This is a genomic window from Ruegeria sp. AL12 (genome assembly GCF_056540885.1).
This window is the reverse complement of record NZ_JBQFXN010000001.1, coordinates 198,725-225,179: the sequence shown is the minus strand read 5'-3', so window position 1 is coordinate 225,179 and position 26,455 is coordinate 198,725. Positions and strand designations below refer to the sequence as shown.

General features: G+C 59.4%; 31 protein-coding genes and 1 tRNA gene. 13 read left to right on the top strand and 19 right to left on the bottom strand.

The annotated features are described in order from the left end of the window. Positions 1-52: 52 nt before the first annotated feature. Positions 53-625 (top strand): hypothetical protein, encoded by a 573-nt coding sequence (locus ACR0C6_RS01160; RefSeq protein WP_480617955.1) that lies wholly within the window; start codon positions 53-55, stop codon positions 623-625. Here the strand turns inward: ACR0C6_RS01160 and ACR0C6_RS01155 are convergent. The 4 genes from ACR0C6_RS01155 to rlmB form a co-directional block, all read right to left on the bottom strand. Continuing rightward, entirely contained in the window at positions 622-1,092 is a 471-nt protein-coding gene (locus ACR0C6_RS01155; protein WP_480445769.1) for a CoA-binding protein, read from the bottom strand. The genes ACR0C6_RS01160 and ACR0C6_RS01155 overlap by 4 nt on opposite strands. A gap of 196 nt (positions 1,093-1,288) precedes the next feature. Continuing rightward, the gene (locus ACR0C6_RS01150; RefSeq protein WP_480617954.1) at positions 1,289-1,765 is read right to left on the bottom strand and encodes a YHS domain-containing (seleno)protein; all 477 of its coding nucleotides are present in this window, start codon (positions 1,763-1,765) and stop codon (positions 1,289-1,291) included. 79 nt (positions 1,766-1,844) lie between these two features. Continuing rightward, positions 1,845-2,159 (bottom strand): hypothetical protein, encoded by a 315-nt coding sequence (locus ACR0C6_RS01145; protein ID WP_253283489.1) that lies wholly within the window; start codon positions 2,157-2,159, stop codon positions 1,845-1,847. Then, positions 2,143-2,913 (bottom strand): 23S rRNA (guanosine(2251)-2'-O)-methyltransferase RlmB, encoded by a 771-nt coding sequence (gene rlmB / locus ACR0C6_RS01140; RefSeq protein WP_480445772.1) that lies wholly within the window; start codon positions 2,911-2,913, stop codon positions 2,143-2,145. Before rlmB ends, ACR0C6_RS01145 begins: the two co-directional genes overlap by 17 nt. A 116-nt stretch (positions 2,914-3,029) precedes the next feature. Between rlmB and ACR0C6_RS01135 the strand changes: the two genes are divergently transcribed. Together ACR0C6_RS01135 and ACR0C6_RS01130 are read left to right on the top strand one after the other, a co-directional pair. Further along, positions 3,030-3,113, top strand: a tRNA-Tyr gene (locus ACR0C6_RS01135). A gap of 151 nt (positions 3,114-3,264) precedes the next feature. After that, positions 3,265-3,939, top strand: coding sequence for a VPLPA-CTERM sorting domain-containing protein (locus tag ACR0C6_RS01130; RefSeq protein ID WP_480445773.1), 675 nt, complete (start codon positions 3,265-3,267; stop codon positions 3,937-3,939). A gap of 78 nt (positions 3,940-4,017) precedes the next feature. Here ACR0C6_RS01130 and ACR0C6_RS01125 read toward each other — a convergent pair whose 3' ends face one another. The 5 genes from ACR0C6_RS01125 to ACR0C6_RS01105 all read right to left on the bottom strand — a co-directional run bounded on the left by ACR0C6_RS01125 (position 4,018) and on the right by ACR0C6_RS01105 (position 9,450). Beyond that, positions 4,018-4,539 carry a DUF2478 domain-containing protein gene (locus tag ACR0C6_RS01125; protein ID WP_171114871.1) on the bottom strand — a complete coding sequence of 174 codons (522 nt, stop codon included), beginning with the start codon at positions 4,537-4,539 and terminating at the stop codon, positions 4,018-4,020. A gap of 70 nt (positions 4,540-4,609) precedes the next feature. After that, the gene (locus ACR0C6_RS01120) at positions 4,610-5,275 is read right to left on the bottom strand and encodes an NnrU family protein (RefSeq protein WP_480445775.1); all 666 of its coding nucleotides are present in this window, start codon (positions 5,273-5,275) and stop codon (positions 4,610-4,612) included. 102 nt (positions 5,276-5,377) lie between these two features. Continuing rightward, complete coding sequence (locus ACR0C6_RS01115) at positions 5,378-7,444, bottom strand: ABC transporter permease (protein ID WP_480445777.1); 2,067 nt, start codon at positions 7,442-7,444, stop codon at positions 5,378-5,380. After that, on the bottom strand, positions 7,441-8,475 hold the full coding sequence (locus tag ACR0C6_RS01110) for a quaternary amine ABC transporter ATP-binding protein (protein ID WP_174829323.1): 1,035 nt from the start codon (positions 8,473-8,475) through the stop codon (positions 7,441-7,443). The genes ACR0C6_RS01115 and ACR0C6_RS01110 overlap by 4 nt, the downstream gene beginning before the upstream one ends. Positions 8,476-8,499: 24 nt before the next feature. Continuing rightward, positions 8,500-9,450, bottom strand: a complete 951-nt coding sequence (locus ACR0C6_RS01105) for an ABC transporter substrate-binding protein (RefSeq protein ID WP_480617953.1) — start codon at positions 9,448-9,450, stop codon at positions 8,500-8,502. Positions 9,451-9,869: 419 nt separating this feature from the next. Between ACR0C6_RS01105 and ACR0C6_RS01100 the strand changes: the two genes are divergently transcribed. Next, positions 9,870-10,532, top strand: coding sequence for a DNA-3-methyladenine glycosylase I (locus ACR0C6_RS01100; RefSeq protein ID WP_480617952.1), 663 nt, complete (start codon positions 9,870-9,872; stop codon positions 10,530-10,532). A gap of 42 nt (positions 10,533-10,574) precedes the next feature. Next, entirely contained in the window at positions 10,575-11,267 is a 693-nt protein-coding gene (locus ACR0C6_RS01095; protein WP_480617951.1) for a hypothetical protein, read from the top strand. Here ACR0C6_RS01095 and ACR0C6_RS01090 read toward each other — a convergent pair. After that, positions 11,264-11,671, bottom strand: coding sequence for a c-type cytochrome (locus ACR0C6_RS01090; protein ID WP_480617950.1), 408 nt, complete (start codon positions 11,669-11,671; stop codon positions 11,264-11,266). The genes ACR0C6_RS01095 and ACR0C6_RS01090 overlap by 4 nt on opposite strands. 97 nt (positions 11,672-11,768) lie before the next feature. On the opposite strand from ACR0C6_RS01090, the gene ACR0C6_RS01085 reads away from it, so the two are divergent. Next, complete coding sequence (locus tag ACR0C6_RS01085; protein WP_171114855.1) at positions 11,769-12,206, top strand: DMT family transporter; 438 nt, start codon at positions 11,769-11,771, stop codon at positions 12,204-12,206. On the opposite strand, the gene ACR0C6_RS01080 is transcribed toward ACR0C6_RS01085, so the two are convergent. Both ACR0C6_RS01080 and ACR0C6_RS01075 read right to left on the bottom strand, forming a co-directional pair. Beyond that, a complete protein-coding gene (locus tag ACR0C6_RS01080; protein WP_152458702.1) occupies positions 12,190-12,876 on the bottom strand; it encodes an ABC transporter ATP-binding protein in 687 nt (228 codons plus the stop codon). The two genes, ACR0C6_RS01085 and ACR0C6_RS01080, sit on opposite strands and share 17 nt — an antisense overlap. Then, positions 12,869-14,164, bottom strand: coding sequence for a lipoprotein-releasing ABC transporter permease subunit (locus ACR0C6_RS01075; RefSeq protein ID WP_480617949.1), 1,296 nt, complete (start codon positions 14,162-14,164; stop codon positions 12,869-12,871). The genes ACR0C6_RS01080 and ACR0C6_RS01075 overlap by 8 nt, the downstream gene beginning before the upstream one ends. Before the next feature lie 18 nt (positions 14,165-14,182). On the opposite strand from ACR0C6_RS01075, the gene ACR0C6_RS01070 reads away from it, so the two are divergent. Together ACR0C6_RS01070 and ACR0C6_RS01065 are read left to right on the top strand one after the other, a co-directional pair. Beyond that, positions 14,183-14,503, top strand: a complete 321-nt coding sequence (locus ACR0C6_RS01070; protein ID WP_480617948.1) for a hypothetical protein — start codon at positions 14,183-14,185, stop codon at positions 14,501-14,503. A gap of 17 nt (positions 14,504-14,520) precedes the next feature. Next, positions 14,521-14,880: a hypothetical protein gene (locus ACR0C6_RS01065; RefSeq protein ID WP_152458705.1), complete on the top strand. Its 360-nt coding sequence runs from the start codon at positions 14,521-14,523 to the stop codon at positions 14,878-14,880. A 116-nt stretch (positions 14,881-14,996) separates the two neighbouring features. On the opposite strand, the gene proS is transcribed toward ACR0C6_RS01065, so the two are convergent. Further along, the gene (gene proS / locus ACR0C6_RS01060) at positions 14,997-16,337 is read right to left on the bottom strand and encodes a proline--tRNA ligase (RefSeq protein WP_152458706.1); all 1,341 of its coding nucleotides are present in this window, start codon (positions 16,335-16,337) and stop codon (positions 14,997-14,999) included. A 71-nt stretch (positions 16,338-16,408) separates the two neighbouring features. Further along, positions 16,409-17,227: a methyltransferase domain-containing protein gene (locus ACR0C6_RS01055; protein WP_480617947.1), complete on the bottom strand. Its 819-nt coding sequence runs from the start codon at positions 17,225-17,227 to the stop codon at positions 16,409-16,411. Between the two features lie 190 nt (positions 17,228-17,417). On the opposite strand from ACR0C6_RS01055, the gene ACR0C6_RS01050 reads away from it, so the two are divergent. The 5 genes from ACR0C6_RS01050 to ACR0C6_RS01030 all read left to right on the top strand — a co-directional run bounded on the left by ACR0C6_RS01050 (position 17,418) and on the right by ACR0C6_RS01030 (position 23,203). Continuing rightward, a complete protein-coding gene (locus tag ACR0C6_RS01050; protein ID WP_480617946.1) occupies positions 17,418-18,782 on the top strand; it encodes an FAD-dependent oxidoreductase in 1,365 nt (454 codons plus the stop codon). Next, the gene (locus ACR0C6_RS01045) at positions 18,782-19,756 is read left to right on the top strand and encodes an isopenicillin N synthase family dioxygenase (protein ID WP_171227866.1); all 975 of its coding nucleotides are present in this window, start codon (positions 18,782-18,784) and stop codon (positions 19,754-19,756) included. Before ACR0C6_RS01050 ends, ACR0C6_RS01045 begins: the two co-directional genes overlap by 1 nt. Before the next feature lie 89 nt (positions 19,757-19,845). After that, positions 19,846-20,919 carry an AI-2E family transporter gene (locus ACR0C6_RS01040; RefSeq protein WP_171227865.1) on the top strand — a complete coding sequence of 358 codons (1,074 nt, stop codon included), beginning with the start codon at positions 19,846-19,848 and terminating at the stop codon, positions 20,917-20,919. Beyond that, positions 20,920-21,609 (top strand): P-loop NTPase family protein, encoded by a 690-nt coding sequence (locus ACR0C6_RS01035; protein WP_480617944.1) that lies wholly within the window; start codon positions 20,920-20,922, stop codon positions 21,607-21,609. A gap of 49 nt (positions 21,610-21,658) precedes the next feature. Further along, a complete protein-coding gene (locus ACR0C6_RS01030) occupies positions 21,659-23,203 on the top strand; it encodes a Ppx/GppA family phosphatase (protein WP_480445790.1) in 1,545 nt (514 codons plus the stop codon). Between the two features lie 12 nt (positions 23,204-23,215). Here the strand turns inward: ACR0C6_RS01030 and ACR0C6_RS01025 are convergent, their stop codons facing one another. The 5 genes from ACR0C6_RS01025 to ACR0C6_RS01005 are packed head-to-tail and all read right to left on the bottom strand — an operon-like array spanning position 23,216 to position 26,447. After that, positions 23,216-23,590: a hypothetical protein gene (locus tag ACR0C6_RS01025; RefSeq protein ID WP_171231225.1), complete on the bottom strand. Its 375-nt coding sequence runs from the start codon at positions 23,588-23,590 to the stop codon at positions 23,216-23,218. A gap of 37 nt (positions 23,591-23,627) precedes the next feature. Continuing rightward, positions 23,628-24,629 (bottom strand): endonuclease/exonuclease/phosphatase family protein, encoded by a 1,002-nt coding sequence (locus ACR0C6_RS01020; protein WP_480618805.1) that lies wholly within the window; start codon positions 24,627-24,629, stop codon positions 23,628-23,630. 4 nt (positions 24,630-24,633) lie between these two features. Then, positions 24,634-25,314 (bottom strand): molecular chaperone DjiA, encoded by a 681-nt coding sequence (locus ACR0C6_RS01015; protein WP_171114829.1) that lies wholly within the window; start codon positions 25,312-25,314, stop codon positions 24,634-24,636. Between the two features lie 45 nt (positions 25,315-25,359). Next, entirely contained in the window at positions 25,360-25,848 is a 489-nt protein-coding gene (locus ACR0C6_RS01010; protein ID WP_171231224.1) for a GNAT family N-acetyltransferase, read from the bottom strand. Next, the gene (locus ACR0C6_RS01005) at positions 25,845-26,447 is read right to left on the bottom strand and encodes a VOC family protein (protein WP_171231223.1); all 603 of its coding nucleotides are present in this window, start codon (positions 26,445-26,447) and stop codon (positions 25,845-25,847) included. Before ACR0C6_RS01005 ends, ACR0C6_RS01010 begins: the two co-directional genes overlap by 4 nt. Positions 26,448-26,455 lie beyond the last annotated feature (8 nt).

The window sequence follows — 26,455 nt, the reverse complement described above, 5'->3', positions numbered from 1 at the left end:
GCCGCAACGGCCGCTATACTCGGGCGTCAGAATGGCAGGCCGAGGGCGCGACATGATCCGAATTTTGATGCTTGTGGCAACGCTTGCCATCGTTGCGGCATGTGCGGCGCCTCCCCCCTCGACCGGGGATGAGGTACAACGCCTGACAGCCGAGATTCAGCGTCTTGGCCCGGATATCGATCCGGAAGAAGCCCGCCGGGCAGCGCAAGTCGCCTATTCCTATACCGCGCAACTGGTGGACGAATACCAGATCACCGACCCGCCGCTGATCCACAATGCGAAGGTCAACAAGGGATTGCGCCCGCGTGGTCTGTGCTGGCATTGGGCCGAGGATATCGAGCGTCGTTTGAAAAAGGAAAACTTCCAGACGCTGGAATTGCACCGCGCCATCGCCAACGCCGACAATCCGCTGAGGATCGACCACAGCACCGCGATTATCAGTCGCAAGGGAGACTCGCTGTATGAGGGCGTCGTGCTGGACCCGTGGCGCTATGGCGGGGTGTTGTTCTGGTCACCTCTGGTCGAGGATACCCGATATGAGTGGGTCCCTCGGGACGTGGTGCTGGAAAAACGACGACAGGAACAGGTGGCCCGCCTGAAACCCTATCAGCCAGCAACGCCCTAAAGCTTGGACGAGATGATCCCGGTGGAAAACCCACCCATGCGCAGCTCGCCAAACAGGCGCTGATACTCGATCTTCGGACAGCGGTTCATCACGACGTCCACACCGCGGGCCTTGGCCTTGGCTGCCGCTTCAGGGTGTTCAACCCCGATTTGCATCCAGATCGTTCCGAGGGACGGGAACACCTCCAACGCTTCGTCCACAATGGGCGGCACGGATTCGGACCGTCGGAAGATGTCTACCATGTCCACGGGTTCGGATATCTCCGAAAGGCTGCCGCGTACCCTTTGGCCAAACAGGTCTTTCCCGGCATGGCCCGGATTGACCGGGATCACGTTGAACCCTTTCAACGACAGGTAGCGGGCAACGTAATAGCTGGGCCGCACCGGGTTCATGGACACCCCGACAACGGCAACGGACTTGGTGCGTTGCAGAATGGCTCTCAGCTGCTGATCGGAATAGTCTGGCATACCCTATCCTTAGCAGGGTTCCAAAAAGAAAAAAGCGCCCAAGAAGCCTTGGGCGCCAGTTGTTGGAACGAGGGACAGTGAAATGACCCGCGGCAGTTCCATTCCGCGGTCATTGTGACATTTAGGCATATATTTGGTAAAAAAAAGAGGGGCAGCGCATTTTTGTGATGACTCTTCACAAATAGCTGATTCTCGCTTACTCTCGATAAAGGATTGCCGGCCAGTTTTCTTCAGCCAACTCAATGTATTCTGTCTGATCCTGCTGCCAGATTTCCTCGATCTCGATCGAATGCGTCAGGTACAGACGACCATCCACGACCTTCCAGGCCTTGGGGTCCGAGCTCTTCAGAACTCCCATCGCCATCGCATATGAACAATACCCGCCGAACTGCGGTGCGAAAGCACGGGGATTGCTTTCGAACAGCTCGCGGTTTTCCTGCGAGGTGAAATGCCACCGCGCCCCTTTCCACATCACGGAATTCTCGGGCATGCCCATGATCGGCGCAGAACCGTCGAAAAAGGACACGGCATCATACCCGGCCAACGCCACCCCTTCGGTGGTGTAGTAAACGGGCCTTTCCTGCGCATACGTGGCAGGCGCCAGAAAAAAAGCGCACAGCGCGCCAAGTGTGGAACGTCGGGTCAGCATTGCCATGTCAGAATCTGAATTCACTGGGGTATCAAGATGCAATTTTTTGCTGCATGCGGAACCCCTGTTGACGTGGATGTGAACGATCTTCACCCAAAAACGGTCAATCGAAAATGTCTTCGATCACATCCCAGGCTTCATCGAACACGCGCGAGAACATGCTCTTTTTCTTCTTTTTTCGCTTGGTCTTCCGCGGAGGGGCATGAGAAACCGCAGATCGCACCGTTTTGGCAGGCGCAGCCTTCCGCTTGGGCAGCATCTTCAGATCATGCAAAGGTGCGCCACAACTGGAACAGCTCAGCTCGTGCCGTTCTTTGCCCCTCAGGACCAGCGCAGCCCGGGTCCCGCAGTAGCAGCAGGTCGCAATTTTGGATGGACCGGAAATAACGCTCTCCTTTTTGTCAGGGCCGGGATGCATATAAGGCGATTGCCGCGGCATTTGAGACGTTCAGCGATCCGAATCCCCCGGCTGCGTCAATTTTCACCAATTGATCCACGGTTTCCTTCGTCTTTTGGCGCAATCCCGGGCCTTCCGCCCCCAGAACAAGTGCGACGGGGCGGTCCCGACCGTCGCTCAGCGCGCCTTCGATCGTTACCTCTGCTTCACCGTCCAGCCCAAGGACCAGAAATCCCATATTCTGTAGTTCAACAATTGTGTCGGCAAGGTTGCGCATCCGCAGATAGGGTTGACGCTCCAGCGCGCCGCTGGCGGTTTTTGCGAGGGCCCCAGTCTCGGGCGCGGAATGGTGGCGGGTGCCTATGACGGCACTGGCACCCAGAACTTCGGCCGAGCGCAGAATCGCCCCGACATTGTGCGGGTCCGTAACGCGGTCCAGAAGGATGACGCGTGGATTTTCACGACCGATGCAATTTTCGGCCAGACCGCCCCAATCCAGCGGCTTTACCTCCAGCGCGGCACCCTGGTGCACCGAGCCTGCATCGATGGGCGCCGTAAACTTGCGCGGATCAGCCAACTCGGGCTCGATACCAGAGAATTCAATCGCTTCCGCCAGTTTGTCCCGCGCGTTGCGCGTTACGATCAAGCGCAATTTCTGCCGATTGGGGTTCATCAAAGCGTCGCGAACTGCATGCAGACCGAACAGCCAAACGGTTTCAGCAGCCGCGGCCTTGCGCGCCTGTTCCTTCTCAACGACCCATTTGGGTTTCTTCATTTTGCGGGCCTCCGGGCCGGGAATTCGGTTTCCTGCGCCAAAGCGAAATTTTCCTGTTGACGCTCCTTTGGTGCGCTAGTAATCACGCCTCCACGTCAGGTGCAACGCCTGACAGTGGGCGACAGGCCGCAAGGTGTGGCAGGGGACTGTAACTCCCTCGCGGAGACGCACGCCTGGTTCGATTCCAGGGTCGCCCACCATCTTTCCAGCAGGTTGCAAAGATGGTCAGAATGCATTGCCCGCGCGTTCTCAATTGCACGTATTCGCACAATGACGGCTGCAAAGACTCGTAAAAGTTGCGAAACCGGGCATCGCCCGCTAGTCTGTTAACGTATTTGCGAGGGACATGTTATGAGACTGCTTTTGGCGGCACTTGCCGTTTGTGTCGCAGGCGCAGCGAATGCGCTGACCGTTACGTTCGATATTGATTTAGCAAATGACCAAACTGTTGGCCCCAATATAAATCAAGGCACAAGCCAAGGTTACACATTCAACTACGCGACGGTTTACAACTTCGGAAACTTCATAAACCTTCACGATGACAACGGGGTTCTTTCTACAACAATCAGGCCGGTTGATGGAAAAAGGTTCGCGGCGCATACCGTAGACTTGGTCGGGTGGTCCCTAGCATACACAACTGGATCCGGCCCCGCGCCTACTTTTGGGACTTCAGCTTATTACCAATGGCTGACAGGAGGCCCTGCCGCTTTTCCGACACTGACTTTTTCCGGGTTGAGGAATGGTGCAGTCGTGGCAAGCCAAACCTTCGCACCTATGGCGTTAAGCACAGTTGGCCTCAACGGCGCGTTCTCAGCAATTGATGCGTTGCAGATCACATTTAACAGCCCGGCACCGACCTGGGGAATTTATCCTACCACACCAAACACTGCTTGGTGTAGCCAATGGTGCGGTGAATTTCATGTGGACAATCTTGTTGTCGCACCGGTCCCCCTGCCCGCAAGCGGGCTGCTTTTGATCGGGGCCGTTCTGGGCCTGTTCGGATACCGCAGGCTTAAGACAACCTAATTGCACCCAACATCAAAAAACGGCGCTGCTTGTTGGTCAGTGCCGTTTTTTGTCTCTTAACCAACTGTTTGGAAGGTTCTATTCTGCCGCCGGGCGCAGTTCCGAGACCTTGTTGAACCACGCCTCGATTGCATCCAGATCCGCCGGCAGGGCTTCCGCTGCACCATCCGCGAAGGTCTGGAATTTCTCTTCGTTCAAACCGTTCACGCCGACCAGAACCGGGATATCCATCGCCAGCGCTTCGCCGATCACGGGGCGGAATCCACGCCCATCGGACTCATGCTTGCCGAATTTGTTGATGATCAGCAATTGGGGGGCGCCCTCCAGCGAGGCAGTCACATATCCCACCGCCTGTTCCAGCGCAGCCGGGTCCAGACGGCAGCCGCGCGACTGGGTGCCCAGCGACTGCGAAATGCGGATGGTTTCACCGTCGGGCAGCACGCGCAAGTCCATATCGCATTTGCTGCTGTCGGCGCACTCCGTGTTTGTTTGCACGACACCGGCCAGTTTTGCTCCGGAGGCCAGCAGACGGTCCGCAACGGCGCTCAGCAGGCGGTCCGTCGCGCCGCGATCGGTGGTGGTGACATAGGCCAGATGCATCTTGGACCTCTTGTAATTCGTTTGTGACGTTTCAAATAGCACGCAAGGCACCGCCCGGCCACTCCCTCGTTCACGGAAGCGGGGACAGGCCAATCACAGGGGCGTGCAGGTGAAGCAGAACCGCATAGGCGGCGAGCGCGGCCAGCCACACCCCGGGACGCGGCCAGGGGCGCGGAGCGCGCAATGAGAACCGCGCCGTGTTGCGGGACAAGCGGACCCATTCAAAGCCCATTTCCCGCGACTTGCGCCGGTCGACAAGGGCCATGCCCATGGCTGCGAAACCGGCAAACAGGCCGAACAGAATCACATGAGACAGGCTGCCATTGGAAATTAGATGTGCCACCGCCCACAGCATCAGCGCGGCAAGGATCGGGTGTCGGGTGGTGCGCAGGATACCGGGCTGTTCTGGGTCAAATGGCCGATTGCCCAGCCCCCCGAATGAGAACGGGTTCTGAATGATCAGCCCCGCGACAGCCAGCCAGCAGACCACCGGCATGATCAGAACCGGCGCCCAGCGCAAAAACGCAAATGGCGGGATGACCTCGACATAAGGAGCGTTGGCAGCGGCGATGATCAACCACGCCAGGACGGCCAGCGACAGAACCGAATAGGCCGTGAAATACCCCCGGCGTCCGAGTGTATCGATCAGCCGTCCGCGTATAGCAGGCCGCACCGGAATCGCGTGGCTGAGAAGGAATGTGACGAGCGCTGCAAGGAATAGGACCCAACCGGTCATGGTGATCTCCGCGTTATTGGGATCGGTCTAGATCAGGACGGCACGGGTATCCTTGTCCAAAATCAAGTTCGGCGCAGGGGCTATGCATCGCCCCTGCCCTGTTTACAACCCAAGCGCCGCGCGGCGTTCTTCGGCAAAGCCCTGCACGATGCGGTCGGCAATCAGCGCCAGAATCGCCATCGCGGCCCCGGCGGAAATGCCAAGCCCCACATCCGCCTGACCTAGCGCCAGATAGATCGACTGCCCCAGACCCGTGGTGCCGATCAATGCGGCGATCACCAGCATCGCAAAGGCATAGAGGATGGTCTGGTTCAACCCCAGCAGGATCGTGGGCGCGGCATAGGGCGCGCGCACGTCGCGCATGATCTGCCACTCGGTCGCACCGCTGGAGATCGCGGCCTCCATCATCTCGTCCGGCGTGTTGACCAGCCCGTGCCGCGTGTAGCGGATCATGGGCACGATCGCATAGGCACAGATCGCCAGAAAGGCCGAGAACTCTCCGATCTGGAACACCATTAGGACCGGGATCAGGAACACGAACAGAGGGATTGTCTGCAACATGTCGCAGATCGGACGGACCACTTTCCACACCGGCTCCCAAATCGCGCTGGCAAGGCCGATCAGGCCTCCGACCACGGCACAGGAAAACACCGCCGCACCGCTCAGGTAAAGCGACAAGAGCGCTCTCTCCCACAGGCCCGAAACGAGGATGGTGCACAGCAGCCCCACGCACAGCGCCGCCAGGCGCCAGCCCCCCGCGACCCAGCCCAGAGCAGCGGCACCGGTCAGGACAAAGGGCCACGGCAGGTTGGCAATGCCGGTTTCCAGCATTCCAATCAGGATCAGGACGATCAGACCACCCGTCAGCCGCCCACGCCATGCCATCAACAGCGCGATCCCGGCACCTGCGGCAAACAGGCCAAAGCTCATGCCCGCCGTCCACTGGAAGCCCCAGGTGAAGGGCAGCACCGCCTGATCCAGACCGATCCGCAAAGGCAGCAGCACATAGAACAGTGAGTTGTTCTTGAGCGCATCCAACCACGGGCCATTGGCCTGAGTGAACGCGGTCAGACCGCTGTCCACGGCCTCGGCCATCGGATCCAGCAAGGTCAGTTCGGATGGGTTCGGCAACCACGCCCAGAAGGCGGCGGTGAAGACCACGGCGAAACCCAACATCGCCCAGACAACCCGGCTGTCATAACGTTTGCGCTCGGTCGCCAAGGTGCCGCTCATCCGGTCGATCACCACGGCAAAGACCACGATGACCAGACCCGCCATCAGAGACTCCCCGAACTGCGCCTTGCGCATGGTCAGCAGAACCTCCCAGCCGATGTCGTTGAACCCGCCGATGACGGCGGCAATGATGACCATCGACAAGGCCGCCATCAGACATTGGTTCACACCGACCATGATCTGCGTCGTGGCGGCGGGAATTTCGACCTGAAACAGTTGCTGAAACCGCGTGCCACCGGACATGATCGCGGCCTCTTTGATCTCGGGCTCGACCCGTTCCAGCCCCAGCATCACGTTGCGCGCCATGGGCGGCGCGGCATAGATGGCCGAGGCGATCAGACCGACGACGGGGCCAAAGCCAAAAAGCAGCAACAGCGGTGTCAGATATGCGAAGGTCGGCACGGTCTGCATGACGTCCAGAACCGCCTGGACGAAGGATTTCACCCGCGGCACCTCGTTGGCGAGGATGCCGATGCCACCACCCAGTATCAACGCCACCGGAACGGATACTGCGACCAAGGCCAGAGTGTTCATGCTCTCAGCCCAATACCCCGACGCCAGTACAAAACTGAGCCCCAGAAAACCCAACGCCGCCATGGGCAAGCCGCCCAGATACCACCCCAACGCGGTCACAATTCCGATCAGGATGGGCCATGGTGTATTGCCCAGCACGAAATTCGCCCAGTTCATTGGATAGGTCATCATGTCCGAGAACAACCGCATCGCCGGTTTGATCAGGTTGAGAAACCAGTCAAAAAATGCACCAACCCATTGGGTTGCAGGCAGTTCCCATGCGGCAGGCCATTTGACCAGCCATGGGGCGATGCCCTCGAGTGCAAGGCAAACCGCACCGACGACAACCGTGATCAGGGCGGCCTTGGCGCCCGCCGTCAGCCGCGCGCCGTGCTGCGTCGGAACCTCAGTTAAGGCGGTCATGTTTCGTCCACCTGAAGCGCGGCAGCCAGATCGGACGGGTGCACCGTGCCAACGACATTGCCATCGGCATCCCGCACCGGCACGGGTTCATATAGTTCCATGCAATGGGCCAGGGCCGCGTCCAGTGTCATCGACGTGGTCAGGCCGGGATCGTCCGGGCCGCACTCTGCCTCGTTTCGCATGACCGAGGCGACCTTGGCATGCTGGCCCTTGGCGACATCCTTCGAGAATTCGCGCACATAGTCATCGACGGGTCGCAGGACGATATCCGTGGGCGTGCCGATCTGCACGATCTTGCCATCCCGCATGATGGCGATGCGGTCTGCCAGCTTCAGCGCTTCCTGAATATCGTGCGTGATGAAGACGATGGATTTCTTCAACGTCGCTTGAATGCGCAGGAATTCATCCTGCAACTGGCGACGGATCAGTGGATCAAGCGCCGAGAACGGTTCGTCCAGAAACCAGATGTCAGGGTTTACGGCAAGACTGCGGGCAATACCCACCCGCTGCCGCTGCCCGCCGGAAAGCTGTCGCGGGAAGCTGTCTTCGCGCCCTTCCAGACCGACCAGCGAGATCACTTCCTGCGCACGATCAAGTCGTTCCTTTTTACCCACGCCCTGAACGCGCAGAGGATATGCGACGTTTTCAGCAACGGTCATGTGGGGGAACAGGCCGAAATGCTGGAACACCATGCCCAGTTTTTTCCGGCGTAGCTCGGTCAGGGCCTTTTTCGAGGCGCCTATGACATTCTCGCCATCCACCCGAATTTCACCACCGGTGCCAGGCAGCAGTTGCGAGATACAGCGGATCAGCGTGGATTTGCCCGAGCCCGACAGGCCCATTATGACGAACAATTCGCCTTCCCTGACCTCGAAATTGGCATCTTGAACCGCCGGAATGAACCCGTTTTCCCGCAGGTCTGCGGCGGCCTTGTCAGCGTCATTCCCTGACCGAGACAGCGCGTCGGTCAGGGCTTTGTCAGCGCCCGGGCCAAAGACCTGCCAGAGATTCCGGCAGGCAATGGCTGGCATAGTCGTGTTAGTCACCTAAGTGGCTCACTTGGTCGCCGCGTCGACAACAGGACGCCATTTGTCTTCGTTCTCGGCTATCCATGCAGCGACAACTTCTTCGACCTGGCCGCCGTCAACATCGATCGCGCCCATCATCGGCTGCTGGTCTTCGACCGCCAGTTGATAGTTGGACAGGATTTCATAGGCGGCCGGCCATTTTTCTTCCAGGCCGCTCCAGCCGGCTTTGAAGATGCGCGATGGCGAAAAGTCGCAATCGTTTACCGCGTTCGGGTTCGGGCCCCACGCCGGATCGTTAAAGCACGCCTCTTCACCTGCGGGCAGTTCAACGAACTGCACGTCATAGGCAGACATCGCCCAGTGCGGCTGCCAGAATGTGATCAGCAGCGGCGATTTACGCTCGGTCGATGCGCGAAGTTCAGCGATCAATGCGCCTTCGGAACCGGCGGGGACAGCCTTGAACGGCAGCTCAAGGCCGGCCATGCGATCCGCACCAGGTGTGCCCCAGTCGGCCGGATAGTCGACCAGACGGCCACCGGGCAGAGTTTCCGCCGTGGCGAACACCTGCGCGCAGTCTTTCAGCGCTTCCCACGCCGGCAAGCCGGGGCACAGATCAGCGACATGCGCCGGGTATGCGATACCTTCCTTGGCATCCAGGCCAAGATCGCCGATTTCGACAACCGTGCCTTCCTCGATCTTCTTGGCATATTCATCCGAAACATTGGACGACCAGATTTCCAGCGTCGCGTCGATGTCTCCATCGGCCAGCGCCTGGAACTGGTTCATCATGCCGGCGGTCACATATTCCACTTTGTAACCGGCGGCCTTGAGCATCTCACCCGCCACATGCGTGGTTACGTGCTGACCGGTCCATTCGTTGATCGCCAGTTTGATCGGCTCGTCCACGGCCCCCATATCCGCCGCATGCGCCGCACCGGCAACGGTCAGGGCCATAAGGCTTACACTCAGTTTTTTCATGGATTTTCTCCCTGTCTTATTTGTTTTGCCCACCCCGGCAGGGGTTTCCCGCCGGTATCTTTGTCTGATGACAATACCATGCCGCAACATGCACAAAATTGGTCGGAAAAGGAAAGTGATCAGTTTGTAACAGCGCAGCTTTCTTGCCGCTGATGCGTTGATTTTCCCCCGCAGGCGCCGCAAGGGCCCCTGCCCGACCCGCCAATATCCCCTGCCCCGGGGCACGGAATGTTGACTGACGAGTCAATCACAAACCGTTTTGAACCCGTTTGTCGAGGATTTCTTTGACAGTTCAGTGTTTTTTCTTGTTCGGGCCGAGTTTCATTTCCGGTCGGGTGGCTTTCGAACACCGAAAATTCCCATTGCAAAAGGAAGGCAAAACAAAACACTCTTCCTAAGACAGCTTTTAGGTTGGGTTCATGCGTTCATTTGACGAGATCTTTGATATTGCCGCCTCTCGCCACGGTGGGGTCGAAGCCTTTGAAGCACAGCTGACCAAGCCCAAAAGCCACGAAGAACTGGCGGCGATGCCCGACGACCGGTGGCTATCGATCATCACGAAATGCGTCTTTCAGGCCGGTTTCAACTGGAAGGTCATCGAAAACAAATGGGATGGATTCGAGGCCGCCTTTGACGGTTTCGATGTGGGCCGGTGTGCGTTCATGGATGATGAAAAGTTCGATTCCCTGCTGCAAGACACACGCATTGTCCGCAATGGAACCAAGATCGCAGCAGCGCGGGACAACGCGGCGTTCCTTTTGGAACTGCGCAACGAAGGCGGCGCAGGCCAGGTTCTGGGGGGCTGGCCCTCTGATGACTATGTCAGCCTTCTTGCCATGCTGGCCAAACGCGGGTCTCGTCTTGGCGGGGCTTCGGCGCAATATGCGATGCGATTTGCGGGGCGCGACAGTTTCATTCTGTCGCGGGACGTCACCGCCCGTCTGATCGCCGAAGGTGTGATCGACAAACCCGCCACGTCGAAAAAAGCCATGGCGGCGGTGCAACGGGCCTTCAATTCCTGGATGGATCAATCCGGGCGGTCTTTGACGGAAATCAGCCGGGTTCTGGCCATGAGCCTGTGAAAACGGTTTGAGGATCGCAAGCAGAGGACTAGGATTCACCTCATGGTTCTGCGCGTATTCCTGTGTGCTCTTTTATTGCTGTCCTCTTGCGGCCGTCCATTGACAAAGCAAGAGCGCAACTTTGCGGATGCCATTCAGGGCGAAACCCTGAATCTTGACAGCGTGCGATTGGTCCAAGGTGCGCCGGTTGCCAATGTGACGTATTTCCGCGAAGAGCGGCCACGTCTGGCCTGTCGCGAGCGCATCCTTCCTCCGGTAGAGCCCGGGCCCGTGACCGGCAGGCCCGCGGCCGTGGCCCTGTTCAACAAAGTCTACTTTGCGCGCGATTGGTATCTTGAAGACTACATGTCCGATTTTCCGGATCAGATGAATCTGGTGGCTGCGATGCTGCTGGCCCATGAACTGACGCATGTCTGGCAGTGGCAGAATCGCCGGACCACCGGTTACCACCCGTTGCGAGCAGCGGCGGAACATGGTGGGCGCAGCGACCCGTATCTTTTTGACCTCGAAACCTCGCCGGACTTCCTGTCCTACGGGTTTGAACAGCAGGGCGCCATCGTCGAGGAATACGTTTGCTGCCGTGCGCTGGACCCTCAGGCCACCCGAACCAAACGGCTGCACAGGATGCTGAGCGCGCATTTTGATCTGTCCCCGCTTCCGCAAAAAGGGCGAGAGCGCGCAATCCTGCTTCCCTGGAGCGAGGCCGAGACCGACGGGATTTGCAGCGGAACCTAATTCCGCTGAAGGGTCTCCAGATAGGCCACCAGATCCACGATGGGTTGGCTCGTCAGAATTGGCTGACCCTGCGGCGTTTTCATGGATGTGTCCTGCCCGTCAAAATAAGGACCATAAACCGGCATAGGGCTACCATGGCTGACCAGCGGCTCCCGACCATCAATGCGGGCGACAACGCGGGCAGTCGGGAACACGCCCTCTTCGTTGGACAAAGCGGTCAGATCGCTCGGTTGAACCACCAGCACGGCTGCCATCGGACCTTTGCCCATCGCATCTATTCCGTGGCAGGTCGCACAATGGTGCATATAGAGTTCCTCTCCTGTCTTCGCGTCCTGAGCCCAGGCGGCCTGCGAGGCAGCAGCCGAAACCCCAAGAACCATTACACTGATTGTTGCCTTGAACATCGTATCCTCCTGCCTGGATTGGCATTTGCAGGGTTGCCCGATGACCGTCTTGGCGCAATGATCCAGATCAACGAAAAAGGTACAGAGGTTTCGGGCAATGACACAATACGCCGCCATCATGCTGGCAGCCGGATTTGGAATTCCGATCCTGGCCGCGCTCAACGCGGCGCTGGGAAAGGTCATCGGGTCGCCAACTGCGGCAGCTGTAGTGTTGTTTGCCATTGCCTTCGCCGCCTCGGCCTTGGTCATGGCGCTGTTTCCCGGATTTGCGGCCTTGTCCAAGATTGCCAATGCGCCGAAACACCTGTTGCTTGCAGGTGTCCTGATTGCGTTCTATGTCCTGTCGATCACCCACGTCGCACCACATTTCGGAGTGGGCAATGCCGTGTTCTTTGTGCTGCTCGGGCAATTGATCAGCGCTGCGGCCATCGACCATTTCGGCCTGTTCGGCGCACAGGTCGAACCGCTTACGCTCATGCGGATGGGCGGGATCGCCGTCATGGCCATTGGCGTTGCGATCACTCAACTGGCCTGAGCACTCCGCCCTCAAGCCGGACCATCCGGTCCATGCGCGCCGCCAGGTCAAGATTGTGCGTTGCGATCAACGCCGACAACCCTTCGTCCCGCACCAGCTTCATCAATGTATCAAAAACCTGATCCGAGGTTTCGGGGTCCAGATTGCCCGTCGGTTCATCCGCCAACAAAACACGGGGCGCATTGGCCAAGGCCCGGCAGAATGCCACCCGTTGTTGTTCCCCGCCAGAGAGCGCTGCGGGGCGGTGGCTGGCGCGTGCGGCCACACCGACACGGTCCAGCAGATCCAGCGCCCGGGCCTGCGCGGCCTTGTCCGGCACACCATTGGCCAGTTGTGGAAGGGTGATGTTTTCCAATGCGGTGAATTCCGGCAGCAAGTGGTGGAATTGATACACGAACCCGACATCCTGCCGACGCAGTGCGGTTCTGGTCCGATCGCCCTTGCCCGATACGTTCTGCCCGCCGATTTCGACGGTTCCTTCGTCGGGCATGTCCAGCAGACCGGCAATATGCAGAAGCGTTGATTTACCTGCCCCAGAGGGCGCGACCATCGCTACGGCCTCACCCGCGCGCAGATCCAGATCAACTCCGCGCAGGACCTGCACCTCGCCCGGTTTGCCTTTCAGATAGGTCTTGGTCAGACCTTTCAGACGCAATGTGACATCATTCATAGCGCAACGCCTCGACCGGGTTCAGCCGCGCCGCTCGACGGGCAGGGAAATAGGTGACGACAAAAGACAGGCCAAGCGACAGGCCGATCGCCTTGAGCACGTCGCTCAGATGCAGCTCGGCGGGCAAGGTATAGATGCCCCGGATCGACGGATCCCAGACGCCGCCGCCCATCACGTAATTCACGAAGGAAAAGATCGGATCGATATAGATCGCAAAAAGACACCCCAGGATGACCCCCATTGCCGTTCCGATCAGGCCGGTAAAAGCGCCGCAGATGAAAAAGACACGCAGAACCGATCCTTCGCTCAAGCCGATGGTGCGCAGGACGCCGATGTCGCGGCCCTTGTTCTTGACCAGCATGATCAGGCCCGAAACGATATTCATCGCGGCGATCAGAACGAGGATCGAAAGGATGATGAACATCACGTTGTCTTCAACTTCCAATGCCCGCAGGAACCCACCGGATGCATCCTGCCAGGTCCATATCTGGCTGCGCTCGCCCGAGGCCTCGAGAATCGAAATCAGGATCGGGCCCAGGTCTTCGGGGTTGTCCACCATCACTTCGATTTCGTCAGCCACACCTTCGCGATTGAAAAAGCCCTGCGCCTGCGAAAACGGCATGTAGACGCGGGTGCGGTCGATGTCATAGCGCCCGGCCGAGAACACATGGACAACGCGATAGGCATTCACGCGGGGCGACGTACCAAAGGCGGTTTTGACGCCGTTGGGCGACGTCAACTTGACGACATCCCCGACCGTTGCCCCGATGCTGCGCGCCACGCCTGAACCAATTGCGATGACATCCTCACCCGTCTGGAATTCAGACAAGTCCCCTACAGCCTGCTCTGCCCGGGCAATTCCGGGCAGATCACGCAGATCGTCGGGTCGGATTCCAAACACTTCAACCCCGCTGCTGCGGTCGTGGTTGGTGATCAGAACCTGCCCCTTCACCAAAGGAGCCGCGCGTTGAACACCGGGCACTTGTGCGATCCGGGCCGCGCGCTCTTCGTAGTCGGCGATTGTGCGATCCACCCGCCCCTGCGCGTCAATCTCGCCTGACGAATAGACCGTTACATGCGCGTTGGCGCCCAGGATGGTGCCGACGAATTCGGAACGGAAGCCGGACCGGACCGCCAGTGTCGCGATCAGGGCAAACACTGCCAATGTGATCCCGATCAGAGAAATCCAGGTCATCACACTGACGCCGCCCTCGGCCCTGCGGGCCCGCAGATAACGCCATGCGATTTTCCATTCAAAAGGGGCAAAGGGCGGGGGTGTGTTGGCCATGCCTGCTCCGGGGTGTTCATGTTCGCGGGGACAGTTTCGGCATTTCACCCGATGGTCAAGCCGGTTGTCGCTTTGAACACGTTCCTCAGCCTGAACGAGCCGAATCAATCCGGTTGCCCAGCACGGCGGCTGGGCCAAACGGATGACTTGGAAATCTGGTGCTACACCATGAGTTGTGAAGCGCATCACAGACAAACCGGTATTGTTTCATGTATGAAGTTAATCATCGCGCTTTGTGAGCTCCTGAATCGAAAAAGCAACAATGGGCGCGAAATTTTATTACTCTTTTTGATTATTTTCAGAAACTTTGTCACCCTGTATGTGGGGGAACACATTTAAGGAGCGGGGGTCGCTCAATGAATTTTCAAATTTCAACCAACGGTGCGGGGGTTATTCCGTCTCGCCAAGCATCAAAAGAACTGGATTGTGAAACAGCGGCGCTGCTGCGTGCGGCCATTCGGCCGATCTTTGCCAGCGCGGCAAGCTGGGGCAACTTGACGGATATCCTGAAAGACAAAGGGTACCGTCTGGTTTTCCGGCAAGGGCGTCTGTGTATCACGGATCGCACTACGGACGCGCGGGTTTGCGGGTTGCGGTTTCTAGGTCTTGAGTTTCGCGACCTGGTCAACCGGCTGGGCCGTCCGATCGTGGTCGCACGCGGCGATGGCGCCAACGGAGATATCCTTGCAACGCGCCCGACGGCAGACCAAGACTGACGTCTCAACCGATCGAATTGGTCAGATCACATTTGGTGGCCAAGCCAATCGCATGGCCACCTTCGCGAAATGGATCTGTGTTGCGTGACAGCAAGACCCGTCACCGGTGACGGTGCTCAGGCAATCTGCTGGTAGATTTCAGCAACTTTGGTAACGGCCGCCTCGGGGCTCAGTTCCTCGCTTTCGCCGGTCCGGCGGCAAGTCAGTTCAACGACACCATTCTTCAGGCCACGCGGCCCGACCGTGATCCGCCAGGGCAGACCAATCAGATCCATGGTCGCAAACTTGCCCCCTGCCCGTTCATTACGGTCATCATAAAGCGGCTCCAGCCCCAAGGCTGTCAGAGCATTGTAGATTTTGTCACAGGCCGCATCCGCTTCTTCATCGCCCTGCTTCAGGTTCACGATGCCGCAATGGAACGGGGTCACGCCCTCGGGCCAGATAATGCCTTTGTCGTCATGGCTGGCCTCGATGATCGCGCCGACCAGGCGGCTGACACCAATCCCGTGACTGCCCATATGCACCGGAACCGGTTTTCCATCCGGGCCCTGCACGGTGGCGCCCAGCGGCTCGGAATACTTCGTGCCGAAGTAGAAGATCTGTCCAACTTCGATACCACGCGCCACGCGGCGGCGTTCTTCGGGGATCTGATTGAACAGCGCCTCGTCATGCGTTTCATCCGTGCGCGCGTATTTCGAGGTGAACTCTTCCAGGATCGCCTGACACTGTTCGCGGCTGTCATAGTCAATCTCACGATCACCAAAGGTCAGATCGGTGACGGCGCTGTCATAGAAGACCTCGGATTCACCAGTGTCAGCCAGCACGAGGAACTCATGGGTGTCATCGCCGCCGATGGGCCCCGAATCCGCGCGCATCGGGATCGCCTGAAGGCCCATACGCTCGTAGGTACGCAGATAGCTGACAAGATGGCGATTATAGGCGTGCAGCGCATCTTCCTTGGTGAGGTCGAAGTTGTAGCCGTCCTTCATATAGAACTCGCGGCCCCGCATCACGCCGAAACGCGGGCGGATTTCGTCGCGGAATTTCCACTGTATCTGATAGAGGGTCAGCGGAAGGTCTTTGTAGCTGTTCACGTGGCCGCGGAAAATATCGGTCACCAGTTCTTCGGCCGTGGGCGTGAACAGCATGTCCCGGTCATGCCGGTCCTTCATGCGCAGCATTTCCTGCCCGTAATCGTCATAGCGGCCGGATTCGCGCCACAAATCCGCCGATTGGATGATGGGCATCTGGATCGCGATGTGACCGGCCCGGGCCTGTTCTTCATGGACAATGTTTTCCAGCTTGCGCAGCACTTTGAAACCCAGCGGCAGCCAGGAATATATCCCGGCAGAAGCCTGCTTGATCATCCCGGCACGCAGCATCAGCCGGTGGCTAACGATCTGGGCCTCGGACGGGTTTTCCTTGAGAACGGGCAGAAAGTAACGGCTGAGGCGCATGAACGATCCTATTTGTCTAGCGAAAGCCCGAATGCTCTACGCGATCCACAAAGGCTAGGCAAGGCGGCGCATCATTCAGGCTTGCGCAGCAAATAAGTGTAATAGTTGCACGAGCCGAAGAACGTGCCTTCCCGCGCGGCTGTTTTCTGACCTTCGGCCCATTTCAAGGCAGTCTCGGCGTCGATTGCGCCTGCCTGAATGCAGGGGCCGACATAGGCGTTGATCATATTTCCGAAAAACGAGGTCTGGCCAGCCTCGGCCAGCAATTCCGGGATGAAACCGGCAACTTCCAGCCCCGCCTGCCGGGCCAGGAACGGAAGATGCCGCAGAACGAACGGATTGCCGACAACCGTCTGCAAGATTGCGTCCACCGCCATCGCGTTGGCGCAAGGGTCGCCAGCGCCGATCGTCAACGACGCATAGTCGCCATCGAAAATGGCGATCATGCCGCCGGGCCGCGTCAGCCGCGCGGCTTCCTCCAGCATCGCCGCCGGGTCCGCCACATGGCTGATCACCGTATGCGCGATGACGATATCAAAGCTGCCTTGGCCGTCACCGGTGTTTCGGGAATCCGCAACCTCGTACCGAATGCGCCCCGCCAACCCCGCGGCATCCGTCTTTTCCATTGCTACCTTGATCAGTTCCGCTGCCAGATCCGACCCGACAATCTCGCATTCCGGGCCGACCCGGTCAGCCAGCGCCCGTGTCACGACGCCCGTGCCACAGCCCAGATCGACAATGCGGTGGCACGAGGCCCAGTCGAGCCGGTCGAAATAGCGTTCGCGCATTTTCACGAAATCCGGCATTTCGCCGCGAAACTCCAGACGGTCCGCGACGACGCGAACCGTGTCTTCCCCCTGTTGATCCAGGCTCTGATAGATGTCGGGCATTGCTCCGTCCCCCAAGGCAGGGCGTCAGTATAGCACGTTTCGGCCCGGCACGTCGGCTCTCTGCGCTGGCGGGCTGTGAAAGCGACGCCGGACAATGGCGCATTTGCGACCCAAGGTCAGTCGGGTTTTTGATTGACCCGCCAATTGGGAATTTCAATTGTGGCGGGAACACAAACACCAGGAGGCGCTGTTGCAGACAATTCAGGAACCCGCCCGGCAGATACCTGTCATCCACCAGACCGATATTCTGGTCGTGGGCTCTGGCCCGGCCGGGTTGGCAGCAGCGCTGGCAGCGGCCCGCGCAGGCGCAGACGTGTCGCTAGTTGACCGGTTCGGCTGTATGGGCGGCAACATCACTGCCGTCGGCGTCGAAGGATTCGCCTGGTACCGGCACGAGCAAACCGTCGAGGCCGGCGGCATCGGGATGGAGTTCGAAACCCGCGCCAAAGAGATGGGCGCGGCGGTGCCCGAAAGCCAGTCGCTCAGCTATGAACTGGACAGCGAAGGGTTCAAGCTGGTGGCGGACAAGCTGGTCGAAGAGGCGGGTGTTCATCCGATGCTGCACCGGCAATTCGTCGCCCCGATAATGGACGGCGACCGGATCACTGGCATCATCACCGAATCCAAGGCCGGGCGCGAGGCGATACTGGCCAAGGTGGTAATCGATGCCACCGGCGACGCCGATGTGGCCCATCGCGCGGGGGCCCCGACGCATAAAACACCACGAGAGGACATGATGGCGGCCTCTGTCATGTTCCATCTGGCCGGGGTGGACAAGCGCGCCTTTATGGAAGGCGTCAAAGCCGATCCGCAGACCTACAAGGACTGGGGCGGCGGCGGTGAGTGGAACATCGAAACCAGCGGCAAAGAGGACGACATGTTTTCGCCCTTCGTGCACAAGCCCTTCCAGCAGGCCATCGATCAGGGGCTGATCCCGCCGCATCTGAATACCATTGCCGGCACCTGGGGCGCAATGCATGACACGGGCGAGCTGACCTACATGAACCTCATCCATCTGGCCGAGATTGATGGGACCGACCCCGACAGCCTGACACGTGGCGAGATCGAAGGCCGCCGTCAGACTATGCTGGCCATCGAGGCGCTGCGCCGGTTCATGCCGGGATGCGAAAACGCGCGGCTTCGGAATTTCGGGATGACCATCGGTATCCGCGACACCCGCAAGATCGATGCGGTCTACAACATGACCGAAAACGACGCCCGTCATCAGGGCCGGTTCGAGGACACGATCGGCATCTATCCCGAATTCATCGACGGCTATGGCATTCTGATCCTGCCGACCACGGGGCGGTACATGCAGGTCCCCTACCGCTCGATGCTGCCCAGGGGCGTCAAGGGCCTGCTGGTCGCTGGGCGGTCGCATGGTGCGGACCGGGTGGCCCATGCCGCCACGCGCAACATGGCCTGCTGCGCCGTCATGGGTCAGGGCGCGGGCGTTGCGGCGGCCATGTCACTGAAAAGCAATCAGGGCCTGGATCAACTGAACCTGGCACCTGTACACACGGAACTAGAGCGTCAGGGGGTCAGGATTCACTGATGGACAGAATTCCGACAATAGACATCTCGCCGCTGTCCGATCCCAGCAGCGCAGCCTTTGCCGAAACGGTACAAGGCATAATTGAGGCCTGCACAGGAATCGGGTTTCTGTCCATCACCGGGACAGGTGTGTCCCAGCAGACGGTGGATCAGGTCCGTCAGACCACACGAGAGATCTTTGCCATCAATGAATCCCGCAAATGGGATCAGGCCATCACGCGCGAGAATTATCGCGGTTATATCCCGATGGGTTTTTTCACTCCCAACGATGGATCCGGCAAAGCCGACAAATACGAGGGGTACAAGCTGCACCACGAGGTTGCCGCCACCGACCCTGTGCGCGCTGAATGTGCCCTGTACGGCCCGAACCTGTGGCCCGCCGAAGTTCCCGGCGCCAAAGAGGTCATCCTGGACTATTGGCGTCAATTGGATCAGGTCACTGATGTATTGTTGGGCGCATTGGAATCCGGCCTGAACTTGACCTCTGGCATTTTGCGCGACGCGTTCCGCTACCCGATGACCAATATGACATTGCTGCACTATCCCCCGCAGGCCGCGGAAGAAGCGGGCTATGGCATCCATCCGCACAAGGATACGGACGCACTGACCATCATCGCGCCCGATCCGGTGGGCGGGCTCGAGGTGCAGACCCGCAGCGGCAAGTGGATTTCACCAGACTGCCCACTCGGTGGTTTCGTGGTGAATATCGGCGACATGCTGGAGCTGTGGTCAGGCGGGCGGTTGAAATCCACGCCACATCGGGTGGTCAACCGGTCGGGCAAGGAACGATATTCTTTCCCTTATTTCGCCGTACCCCGCCATGACGTCATTGTTGAACCCTTGTTGCCCGCCCTGCCCGGTTTCGACCGCCCGGCGGTTCATTGTGGGCACTGGTCGGCAGAAATCTGGCGCACCAACTGGCCCGATGAAGCCGCAGAAGAAGACACCCCTGAACTGGGGACGTTGCACGATTGAAACGGGCAAAGCCCTTGCCCATGAAGCGCTTGCATCATGGGCTTTGATGCGCCAAGAACGCCTCCAAGGGCCTGAACAAGGGGATCACCATGGCTTTGCCGGTAAAGGATCAGCTGAGATACTGGGGCGTCGCCGCTGCGGTTTTTGTTTTGATCCTCTGGGCTTTGGGGGATGTCCTGCTGCCCTTCGTCATAGGCGGGGCAATTGCGTATTTCCTTGATCCCGTTGCGGATCGGCTGGAGCGGTTGGGCCTGTCGCGCATCGCAGCCACAGCCATCATCACCGTCATCGGGATTTTGGGGTTTATATTGGCGATCCTGATGGTCGTGCCCGCCCTGATTACTCAATTGCTGGATCTGATCGACGTTCTGCCTGACCTGTTCAAGCAATTGCGCGGGTTCATTGAAAAACAATTCCCGTCGCTGCTGGACCGGGAATCAAACACCCATCAGATGCTGGTGTCCTTCGGCGACATGCTGAAGTCCAAGACCGGGGATGTTCTGCAAACGGTTCTTGCCTCACTCGGGTCCGCGATAAACATTGTTGTCCTTCTGGTGATCGTGCCCGTCGTGGCTGTTTACCTGCTGCTGGACTGGGACCGCATGATCGCCCGCATCGGAGAGCTTCTGCCCCGCGATCACGCCCCCACAATCAAGCGGCTGGCCGGTGAGATTGACGCCGTGCTGGCCTCTTTCGTGCGCGGGATGGGAACGGTCTGCCTGATCCTAGGTACCTACTATGCCGTCGCGCTGATGCTTGCCGGTCTGCAATTCGGCCTGATCGTGGGGTTCATCGCGGGGCTGGTCACGTTCATCCCCTATCTGGGCGCCCTGATCGGAGGCTCATTGGCCATCGGGCTGGCGCTGTTTCAGTTTTGGGGTGATTGGGCACATGTCGGACTGATCGCGGGGATCTTTGCCATCGGGCAAGTCACCGAGGGGAACTTCCTGACACCCAAACTGGTAGGCAGCTCTGTCGGGCTGCACCCGGTCTGGCTGCTGCTGGCACTGTCGGTCTTTGGGGCCTTGTTCGGCTTTGTCGGCATGCTGATCGCCGTGCCCGTGGCCGCAGCATTGGGCGTGCTGGCCCGATTTGCCACATCGCTGTACCTAGACAGCCGACTTTATACCGGTCTTGAACGTCAGGATCAGGAAACCGAGTAAATGGCCCGACAACTCAGCTTTGATCTGCCCGCCAAAACTGCGCTCGGGCGAGAGGACTTTTTTGTGTCGCCTGCCAATGCCTTGGCCGTGGCGATGATCTCGGCCACATCCTGGCCGGGAAACAAGCTTGTTCTGACCGGCCCGGCCGGTGCGGGCAAAACCCATCTGGCGCATGTCTGGGCCGCGGAAACCGGCGGGCGCATCATTCAGGCCGCTGATTTGCGGTATGACAACGTGCCGGATCTGGCACGCAGGCCGATTGCCGTCGAAGACGTGCCCATGATCGCCGACGATGCCGACCAGCAGAAAACGCTGTTTCACCTGCATAATCTGGTTCTGGCCGAGGGGAACGCCCTGCTGATGACTGGTCGGCTGGCCCCGAAGTTCTGGGAATTGCCACTGGCCGACCTGCAAAGCCGGGTCGAAGGCGCCCATCACGTGGCGCTGGATCCGCCCGACGATGCGTTGCTGGGTGCGGTTCTGGCCAAACTGTTCGTTGATCGGCAGCTGAACCCCGGCCCCGAGGTAATCGCCTATCTGGTCAAACACATGGATCGTCGATTTGAAACTGCGGCCGACGTAGTGGAGCAACTGGATCAATTGGCCCTTATGGAAAAGCGCGACATCACCCGTTCCCTGGCCGTGCGGGTTCTGAACATGAGCCCGGACGAGATCGAGTCGGGTGATTGACCCGCACCCGCCAATTTCGCATCCTCACACAGCATTATCTGGAAGACACATGGATCAGACCGCTGCAACCGACATCCCTGATTGGGGGCCTTTCGGAAAGCCACTGTTCGACGAGCCTGGAACCCGGGCATTGTCGCGTGTCGGAGTTGTCGATGTCGGATCCAACTCGGTCCGGATGGTCATCTTTGACGGTGCGGCCCGATCGCCGGCCTATTTCTACAATGAAAAGGTCATGTGTGAATTGGGCGCGGGCCTGTCCGAGACCGGGCGACTGAACCCGCGTGGGCGCGAACGGGCACTGGCGGCGCTGCGACGGTTTCAGAATCTGGCAGTTGATCTGGAATTGCCGGGCCTGCATGTCGTGGCCACGGCAGCGGTGCGCGAGGCCAAGGACGGGCCGGATTTCTGCGATCAAGTCAAGGCAGAGACCGGGCTGCACGTGGAAGTCATCGACGGGGAAGAAGAAGCCCGTTTATCAGCTCAGGGAGTGCTGCTGGGATGGCCTGGAGCCTATGGCCTGATCTGCGACATCGGCGGGTCGTCGATGGAACTGGCCGAGATCGGAGACGGTCAGGTCGGCCGCCGCCTGACTTCGGCCCTCGGGCCGTTGAAACTGCGCGATATCAAGGGCGGGCGGCGCGCACGCAAGGCCCATATCAAAAGCACGATGGAACAGCTGCGCGATCAAATGGGTCCGCAGCGGGATCGTCTGTTTCTGGTTGGCGGCAGCTGGCGGGCCTTTGCCCGGCTGGACATGCTGCGGCGCGGCTATCCGCTGAACGTGCTGCATGAATACCGGATGACGACAAAACAGGTTCGTGAAACGATCAAGTTCATTGAAAAGAACGATCATGAAAAGCTGCGCGGCCAGGCCGGTGTATCCAGCTCGCGGATGTCGCTCATCCCCTACGCGATGGATGTTCTGGCCCGGTTGATCCGAACGTTCAAACCGAAGGACATCGCCATATCCAGCTATGGGATCCGTGAGGGATTGCTGTATGAACAGATGTCGCAGGAGTTGCGCGACCGGGACCCGTTGATCGAAGCCAGCCTTTTTTCCGAATCCAAGGATGCCCGCCTGCCCGGATTTGGCCGAAACCTCTATGATTTCGTGATGCCGCTGTTCAAATCAGCGCCCCCCAGCAGCGTTCGACTGATCAAGGCTGCGTGCCTGCTGCACGATGTCAGCTGGCGTGCTCATCCCGATTACCGGGCCGAAGTCTGTTTCGACAACGTCACCCGCGCCAATCTGGGTGGCTTGAAGCATTCAGAACGTGTCTTTATCGGGCTGGCCTTGCAGCACCGGTATCGCAACAAACGCGAGGGCAACCGCTTTGCACCCCTGTATGATCTGCTGGACGAAAAAGGCCAGAAAGACGCCGAGATTCTGGGCAAGGCCATGCGCTTTGGCGCGATGCTGTGGATGCACAATGACGCCAATATGGGGCGCCTGAAATTCTATCCCAAAAAGCGGGAGTTGGAGCTGTACCTGCCCGAAGCAGCAGCCCCCCTGTTCAGCGAAGTTGCCGAAGCGCGCCTTAATTCACTGGCGAACGCCCTGAAATCCGATACGCGCGTGATCATCAAGGGCTGACCCTCGATCCGATCAGATATCAGTTGCCCCTTCGGGCAATTCTTCACCTTCATTTTCAGGCTCCGGCGGATCCTCGGCCTGTTTCCTGCGGATGATGATATCGCCATTGGGCAAGATCTCGGGCGCTTCATAAGCACTCCAATCCTTGATCTCGGCCCCCAGCTCGGCCAGTGCGGGGCCCATTTCCCGCAAGAACGACTGCATTGCCGGGCCAAACTCATCCGCAAGGCCCAGCAGATCATCCAGCGCCGGTTCCATTTCCTTGCGCAGACCTTCGAAAAACAGCTCGGCCCCCTGCTCCATCAGGGATTTGCTGTTGTCTTCCTGCGAAAGGGCGGGCGCGGCGATGCCGGCAGTGATCATGCTGATCAGCAAAACGTGTTTCATACCTAGAATATAGCGCCCCAGCCGCAGGCGTGAAAGGTCACAGGTCGATGTCCAGTGTGACCGGGAAATGATCCGACGCCGTCAGCAGCGCCTGTCGCAGGTCCGGTGCGGACCAACAGGCCGCGTCGCGAAACGGATGCCAAATGCGCCAGGCCGGGCGGTATGCACGCAGATCCTGGGTTATCATTATGTAATCCAGAAGAGCCTCGAGAAACCTGCCTTCTTCCGGGCGGGCAAAACGCGCCGTGGAAGGTATCGATCCCGGCCGAAAACCATGAGCCGTCACCGCGTGCGGGTCGAACAAACCTGCCTCCAGCAAAATCTCAACCGAAGAGCGGCCGAACAGATGCTCGAACTCATCCAGCCCGGGGCCGTCGTTCAGGTCTCCCAGCAGAATGACGGGTTCCTGGCTGGCAACGTGCATCTCGACCCGCCTGGCCAGCCAGACCGCCTGCGCCAGTTGCTTGCGGCGGTTGGCAATCGAGATCCGGATCGCCTCATCCCGCGACCCGGCCCCATGCGGAGCCTTGGATTTCAAATGAGCTCCGATCAGCCGGACGTCGTGTCCCGACTGCGTCGTCACCGCCAATTCCATCGGTGGTTTGGAAAACCGCACGACATCCTCGGTCGCATCAATATCCAGATCGATTCTGAACGCACCATCGAACCGGGGGGCCAAGGGGTCGTCGATGTCACCCTTGGGATCATGGCGCACGGTGAGAATGGTCCTGTCGTAGAGCAGCGCCAGCTCTTGATGGGTGTCGTTGGCAAATCCCATCACCGCGTCAGAGATGCGCAGATCGAACGCCTCGGCAAAGGTTTGCAGGGCCCGCACCGTGTTCTGGCGTTTGCCGGTGTTCGGAGCCTCGACAATCAATACCGCATCCGCGTCAATCGCGATCAGCACTTTTGCAATCGCCTCGACCTGCTGCGACTTGGTGACATCATGCCGACCGGACCAGGTGTCATCGACGATCAGATTGTCATTTTGATCAAAAAGATTGGCAAACCATTCGATATTGTAGGTCGCCAGCCGCATCCTGTCAGGCCCGCGCGCCGTTGATCTCATCCCAGGCGCGGTTGATGTCGATCATCTTTTTCTCGGCCAGTCTGATCGCCTCTTCCGGGACACCGCGCGCCATCATGGCGTCCGGATGCGTTTCGCGGACCAGCCTTCGCCAGACTTTGCGGATATCGGGCAAGGGCATGTCCTGCGGCACGCCCAGAACCGTGTAAGGATCTTTTGGCGCATCCGGCACAAATCGCGCCCGCAATGCTTTGAATTGAGCGTCGGACTGCCCGAAGATCTTGCTCACTTCCTCCAGGAACGCGTTCTCATTGGGATGGTAGAACCCATCGGCCATGGCGATGTGAAACAGCCCCTCCATCAGGTCGCAAAGCGTGGTGCTGTCTTCGGCGAACATCCGGGCGATCTTGCGGGCATAATCCTGGTACCCCGCCACATCCGTGCGCGCCATGTTGAAGACCCGCGCAGCGTCTTCTTCGTCTTCGCGCGCGATCTGGAACACATCGCGGAATGCGGTGACTTCATCTCGTGTCACCTGGCCGTCTGCCTTGGCCATTTTTGCGCCCAGGGCAATCACCGCAATCGTGAACGCCACCGATCGTTCCGGAGGTGTTCGCAGCTTTTCAAAAACTGCGGCCAGGCTTTCGCCTTGGGCCAGCGCGCTGAGCGCATCGGATATGCGGGTCCAGATCGACATGGGCGTACACTAGCGTCACAATTCAGGACTGTCAGGTGCGACAGATCATTCAGGCGAAAGAATTTTCTGCATCAGCACAAGATCCAGCCATTGACCCCATTTGAACCCAACTTCGGGCATGCGACCAACCTGTGAAAAGCCCAGCGCCGCGTGAAACGCCACGGCGCCCGGATTGGCCGAGGAAATGCCTGCAACCAGCACATGCGCCCCGTCGGTTCGTGCGGCCGCCTCAAGCGCTTGCATCAAAGCCCGCCCAACGCCTTTTCCGCGCGCGTCCGGTGACAGCTGGATCGAGTGTTCGCGCGTCTGCGCGTATCCGGGGCCCGCACGAAACGGGGCATAGGTGGCAAAACCAACAACGTGCCCATCATGTTCGGCGACCAGGAAGCCGGTGCCCCGCGCCGTAATATCCTCGGTGATTTGCGTCGCGCTGCGCTCATCGGTCGTGAAGGTGATCAAGGACTCGCGGATGATCGCATTGGTGATCCTGGCGATTGCGGGCGCATCCGCCGCCATGGCCGGGCGAATGATCATTCCAGCACCCGGACCCCATGAGGTGTCTCGAACTCCGCCCTGAGCGCGGCCGGACCGGTGTCGAACACCACCTGATCCAATGCACCAAGATGTCTGGCCAGCGTCAACGCATCCGGGTGGTACACAACCAAGCGCCGCAGCCGACAGCCGCTGTTTTGCAGCATGTCGGCCGGGTGAAGGTCGCCCTGCCATTCGATAAGTGCGGGAAACAGGTTGTCGAACGGCAAGCGCCCGGTTGGTGGAACCGCCATGCGCCACCGCAGCGCGCCCCGGGTCAGATCGATCGGTTGTCCGACACCATCGGGAAACAACGCAAGCGAGGCTTCGATATCCTCGACCCGGCAAATCCAGTTGGTCAGACGCGGGCTGCCCTCGAAACGGTCCAGATCGAACCACCGCGTTCTGCCAGGTGTTTGCGCCTGCGGGTCGATCGCAATCGCCTCCAGATAGAGCCCGCCCCTGAGGCCCAGCAACTTGTTGTATGTCCCGAACGTCTCGTGCTTGCCGCCGGGTTGCAGCGCAACGCCAAGCGCTTGTTCGATATGGGCAGATGCGTCTTCCAATGTTTCACCCGCGACGGCCAGATGATCCAGTAACATGTGCCACC

Coding starts and splice junctions, on each gene's coding strand:
- ACR0C6_RS01160 (WP_480617955.1), top strand. CDS start 53: ATGATCCGAATTTTGATGCTTGTGGCAACGCTTGCCATCGTTGCGGCA.
- ACR0C6_RS01155 (WP_480445769.1), bottom strand. CDS start 1,092: ATGCCAGACTATTCCGATCAGCAGCTGAGAGCCATTCTGCAACGCACC.
- ACR0C6_RS01145 (WP_253283489.1), bottom strand. CDS start 2,159: ATGCATCCCGGCCCTGACAAAAAGGAGAGCGTTATTTCCGGTCCATCC.
- rlmB (WP_480445772.1), bottom strand. CDS start 2,913: ATGAAGAAACCCAAATGGGTCGTTGAGAAGGAACAGGCGCGCAAGGCC.
- ACR0C6_RS01130 (WP_480445773.1), top strand. CDS start 3,265: ATGAGACTGCTTTTGGCGGCACTTGCCGTTTGTGTCGCAGGCGCAGCG.
- ACR0C6_RS01125 (WP_171114871.1), bottom strand. CDS start 4,539: ATGCATCTGGCCTATGTCACCACCACCGATCGCGGCGCGACGGACCGC.
- ACR0C6_RS01120 (WP_480445775.1), bottom strand. CDS start 5,275: ATGACCGGTTGGGTCCTATTCCTTGCAGCGCTCGTCACATTCCTTCTC.
- ACR0C6_RS01115 (WP_480445777.1), bottom strand. CDS start 7,444: ATGACCGCCTTAACTGAGGTTCCGACGCAGCACGGCGCGCGGCTGACG.
- ACR0C6_RS01110 (WP_174829323.1), bottom strand. CDS start 8,475: ATGCCAGCCATTGCCTGCCGGAATCTCTGGCAGGTCTTTGGCCCGGGC.
- ACR0C6_RS01105 (WP_480617953.1), bottom strand. CDS start 9,450: ATGAAAAAACTGAGTGTAAGCCTTATGGCCCTGACCGTTGCCGGTGCG.
- ACR0C6_RS01100 (WP_480617952.1), top strand. CDS start 9,870: ATGCGTTCATTTGACGAGATCTTTGATATTGCCGCCTCTCGCCACGGT.
- ACR0C6_RS01095 (WP_480617951.1), top strand. CDS start 10,575: ATGGTTCTGCGCGTATTCCTGTGTGCTCTTTTATTGCTGTCCTCTTGC.
- ACR0C6_RS01090 (WP_480617950.1), bottom strand. CDS start 11,671: ATGTTCAAGGCAACAATCAGTGTAATGGTTCTTGGGGTTTCGGCTGCT.
- ACR0C6_RS01085 (WP_171114855.1), top strand. CDS start 11,769: ATGACACAATACGCCGCCATCATGCTGGCAGCCGGATTTGGAATTCCG.
- ACR0C6_RS01080 (WP_152458702.1), bottom strand. CDS start 12,876: ATGAATGATGTCACATTGCGTCTGAAAGGTCTGACCAAGACCTATCTG.
- ACR0C6_RS01075 (WP_480617949.1), bottom strand. CDS start 14,164: ATGGCCAACACACCCCCGCCCTTTGCCCCTTTTGAATGGAAAATCGCA.
- ACR0C6_RS01070 (WP_480617948.1), top strand. CDS start 14,183: ATGTTCGCGGGGACAGTTTCGGCATTTCACCCGATGGTCAAGCCGGTT.
- ACR0C6_RS01065 (WP_152458705.1), top strand. CDS start 14,521: ATGAATTTTCAAATTTCAACCAACGGTGCGGGGGTTATTCCGTCTCGC.
- proS (WP_152458706.1), bottom strand. CDS start 16,337: ATGCGCCTCAGCCGTTACTTTCTGCCCGTTCTCAAGGAAAACCCGTCC.
- ACR0C6_RS01055 (WP_480617947.1), bottom strand. CDS start 17,227: ATGCCCGACATCTATCAGAGCCTGGATCAACAGGGGGAAGACACGGTT.
- ACR0C6_RS01045 (WP_171227866.1), top strand. CDS start 18,782: ATGGACAGAATTCCGACAATAGACATCTCGCCGCTGTCCGATCCCAGC.
- ACR0C6_RS01040 (WP_171227865.1), top strand. CDS start 19,846: ATGGCTTTGCCGGTAAAGGATCAGCTGAGATACTGGGGCGTCGCCGCT.
- ACR0C6_RS01035 (WP_480617944.1), top strand. CDS start 20,920: ATGGCCCGACAACTCAGCTTTGATCTGCCCGCCAAAACTGCGCTCGGG.
- ACR0C6_RS01030 (WP_480445790.1), top strand. CDS start 21,659: ATGGATCAGACCGCTGCAACCGACATCCCTGATTGGGGGCCTTTCGGA.
- ACR0C6_RS01025 (WP_171231225.1), bottom strand. CDS start 23,590: ATGAAACACGTTTTGCTGATCAGCATGATCACTGCCGGCATCGCCGCG.
- ACR0C6_RS01020 (WP_480618805.1), bottom strand. CDS start 24,629: ATGCGGCTGGCGACCTACAATATCGAATGGTTTGCCAATCTTTTTGAT.
- ACR0C6_RS01015 (WP_171114829.1), bottom strand. CDS start 25,314: ATGTCGATCTGGACCCGCATATCCGATGCGCTCAGCGCGCTGGCCCAA.
- ACR0C6_RS01010 (WP_171231224.1), bottom strand. CDS start 25,848: ATGATCATTCGCCCGGCCATGGCGGCGGATGCGCCCGCAATCGCCAGG.
- ACR0C6_RS01005 (WP_171231223.1), bottom strand. CDS start 26,447: ATGTTACTGGATCATCTGGCCGTCGCGGGTGAAACATTGGAAGACGCA.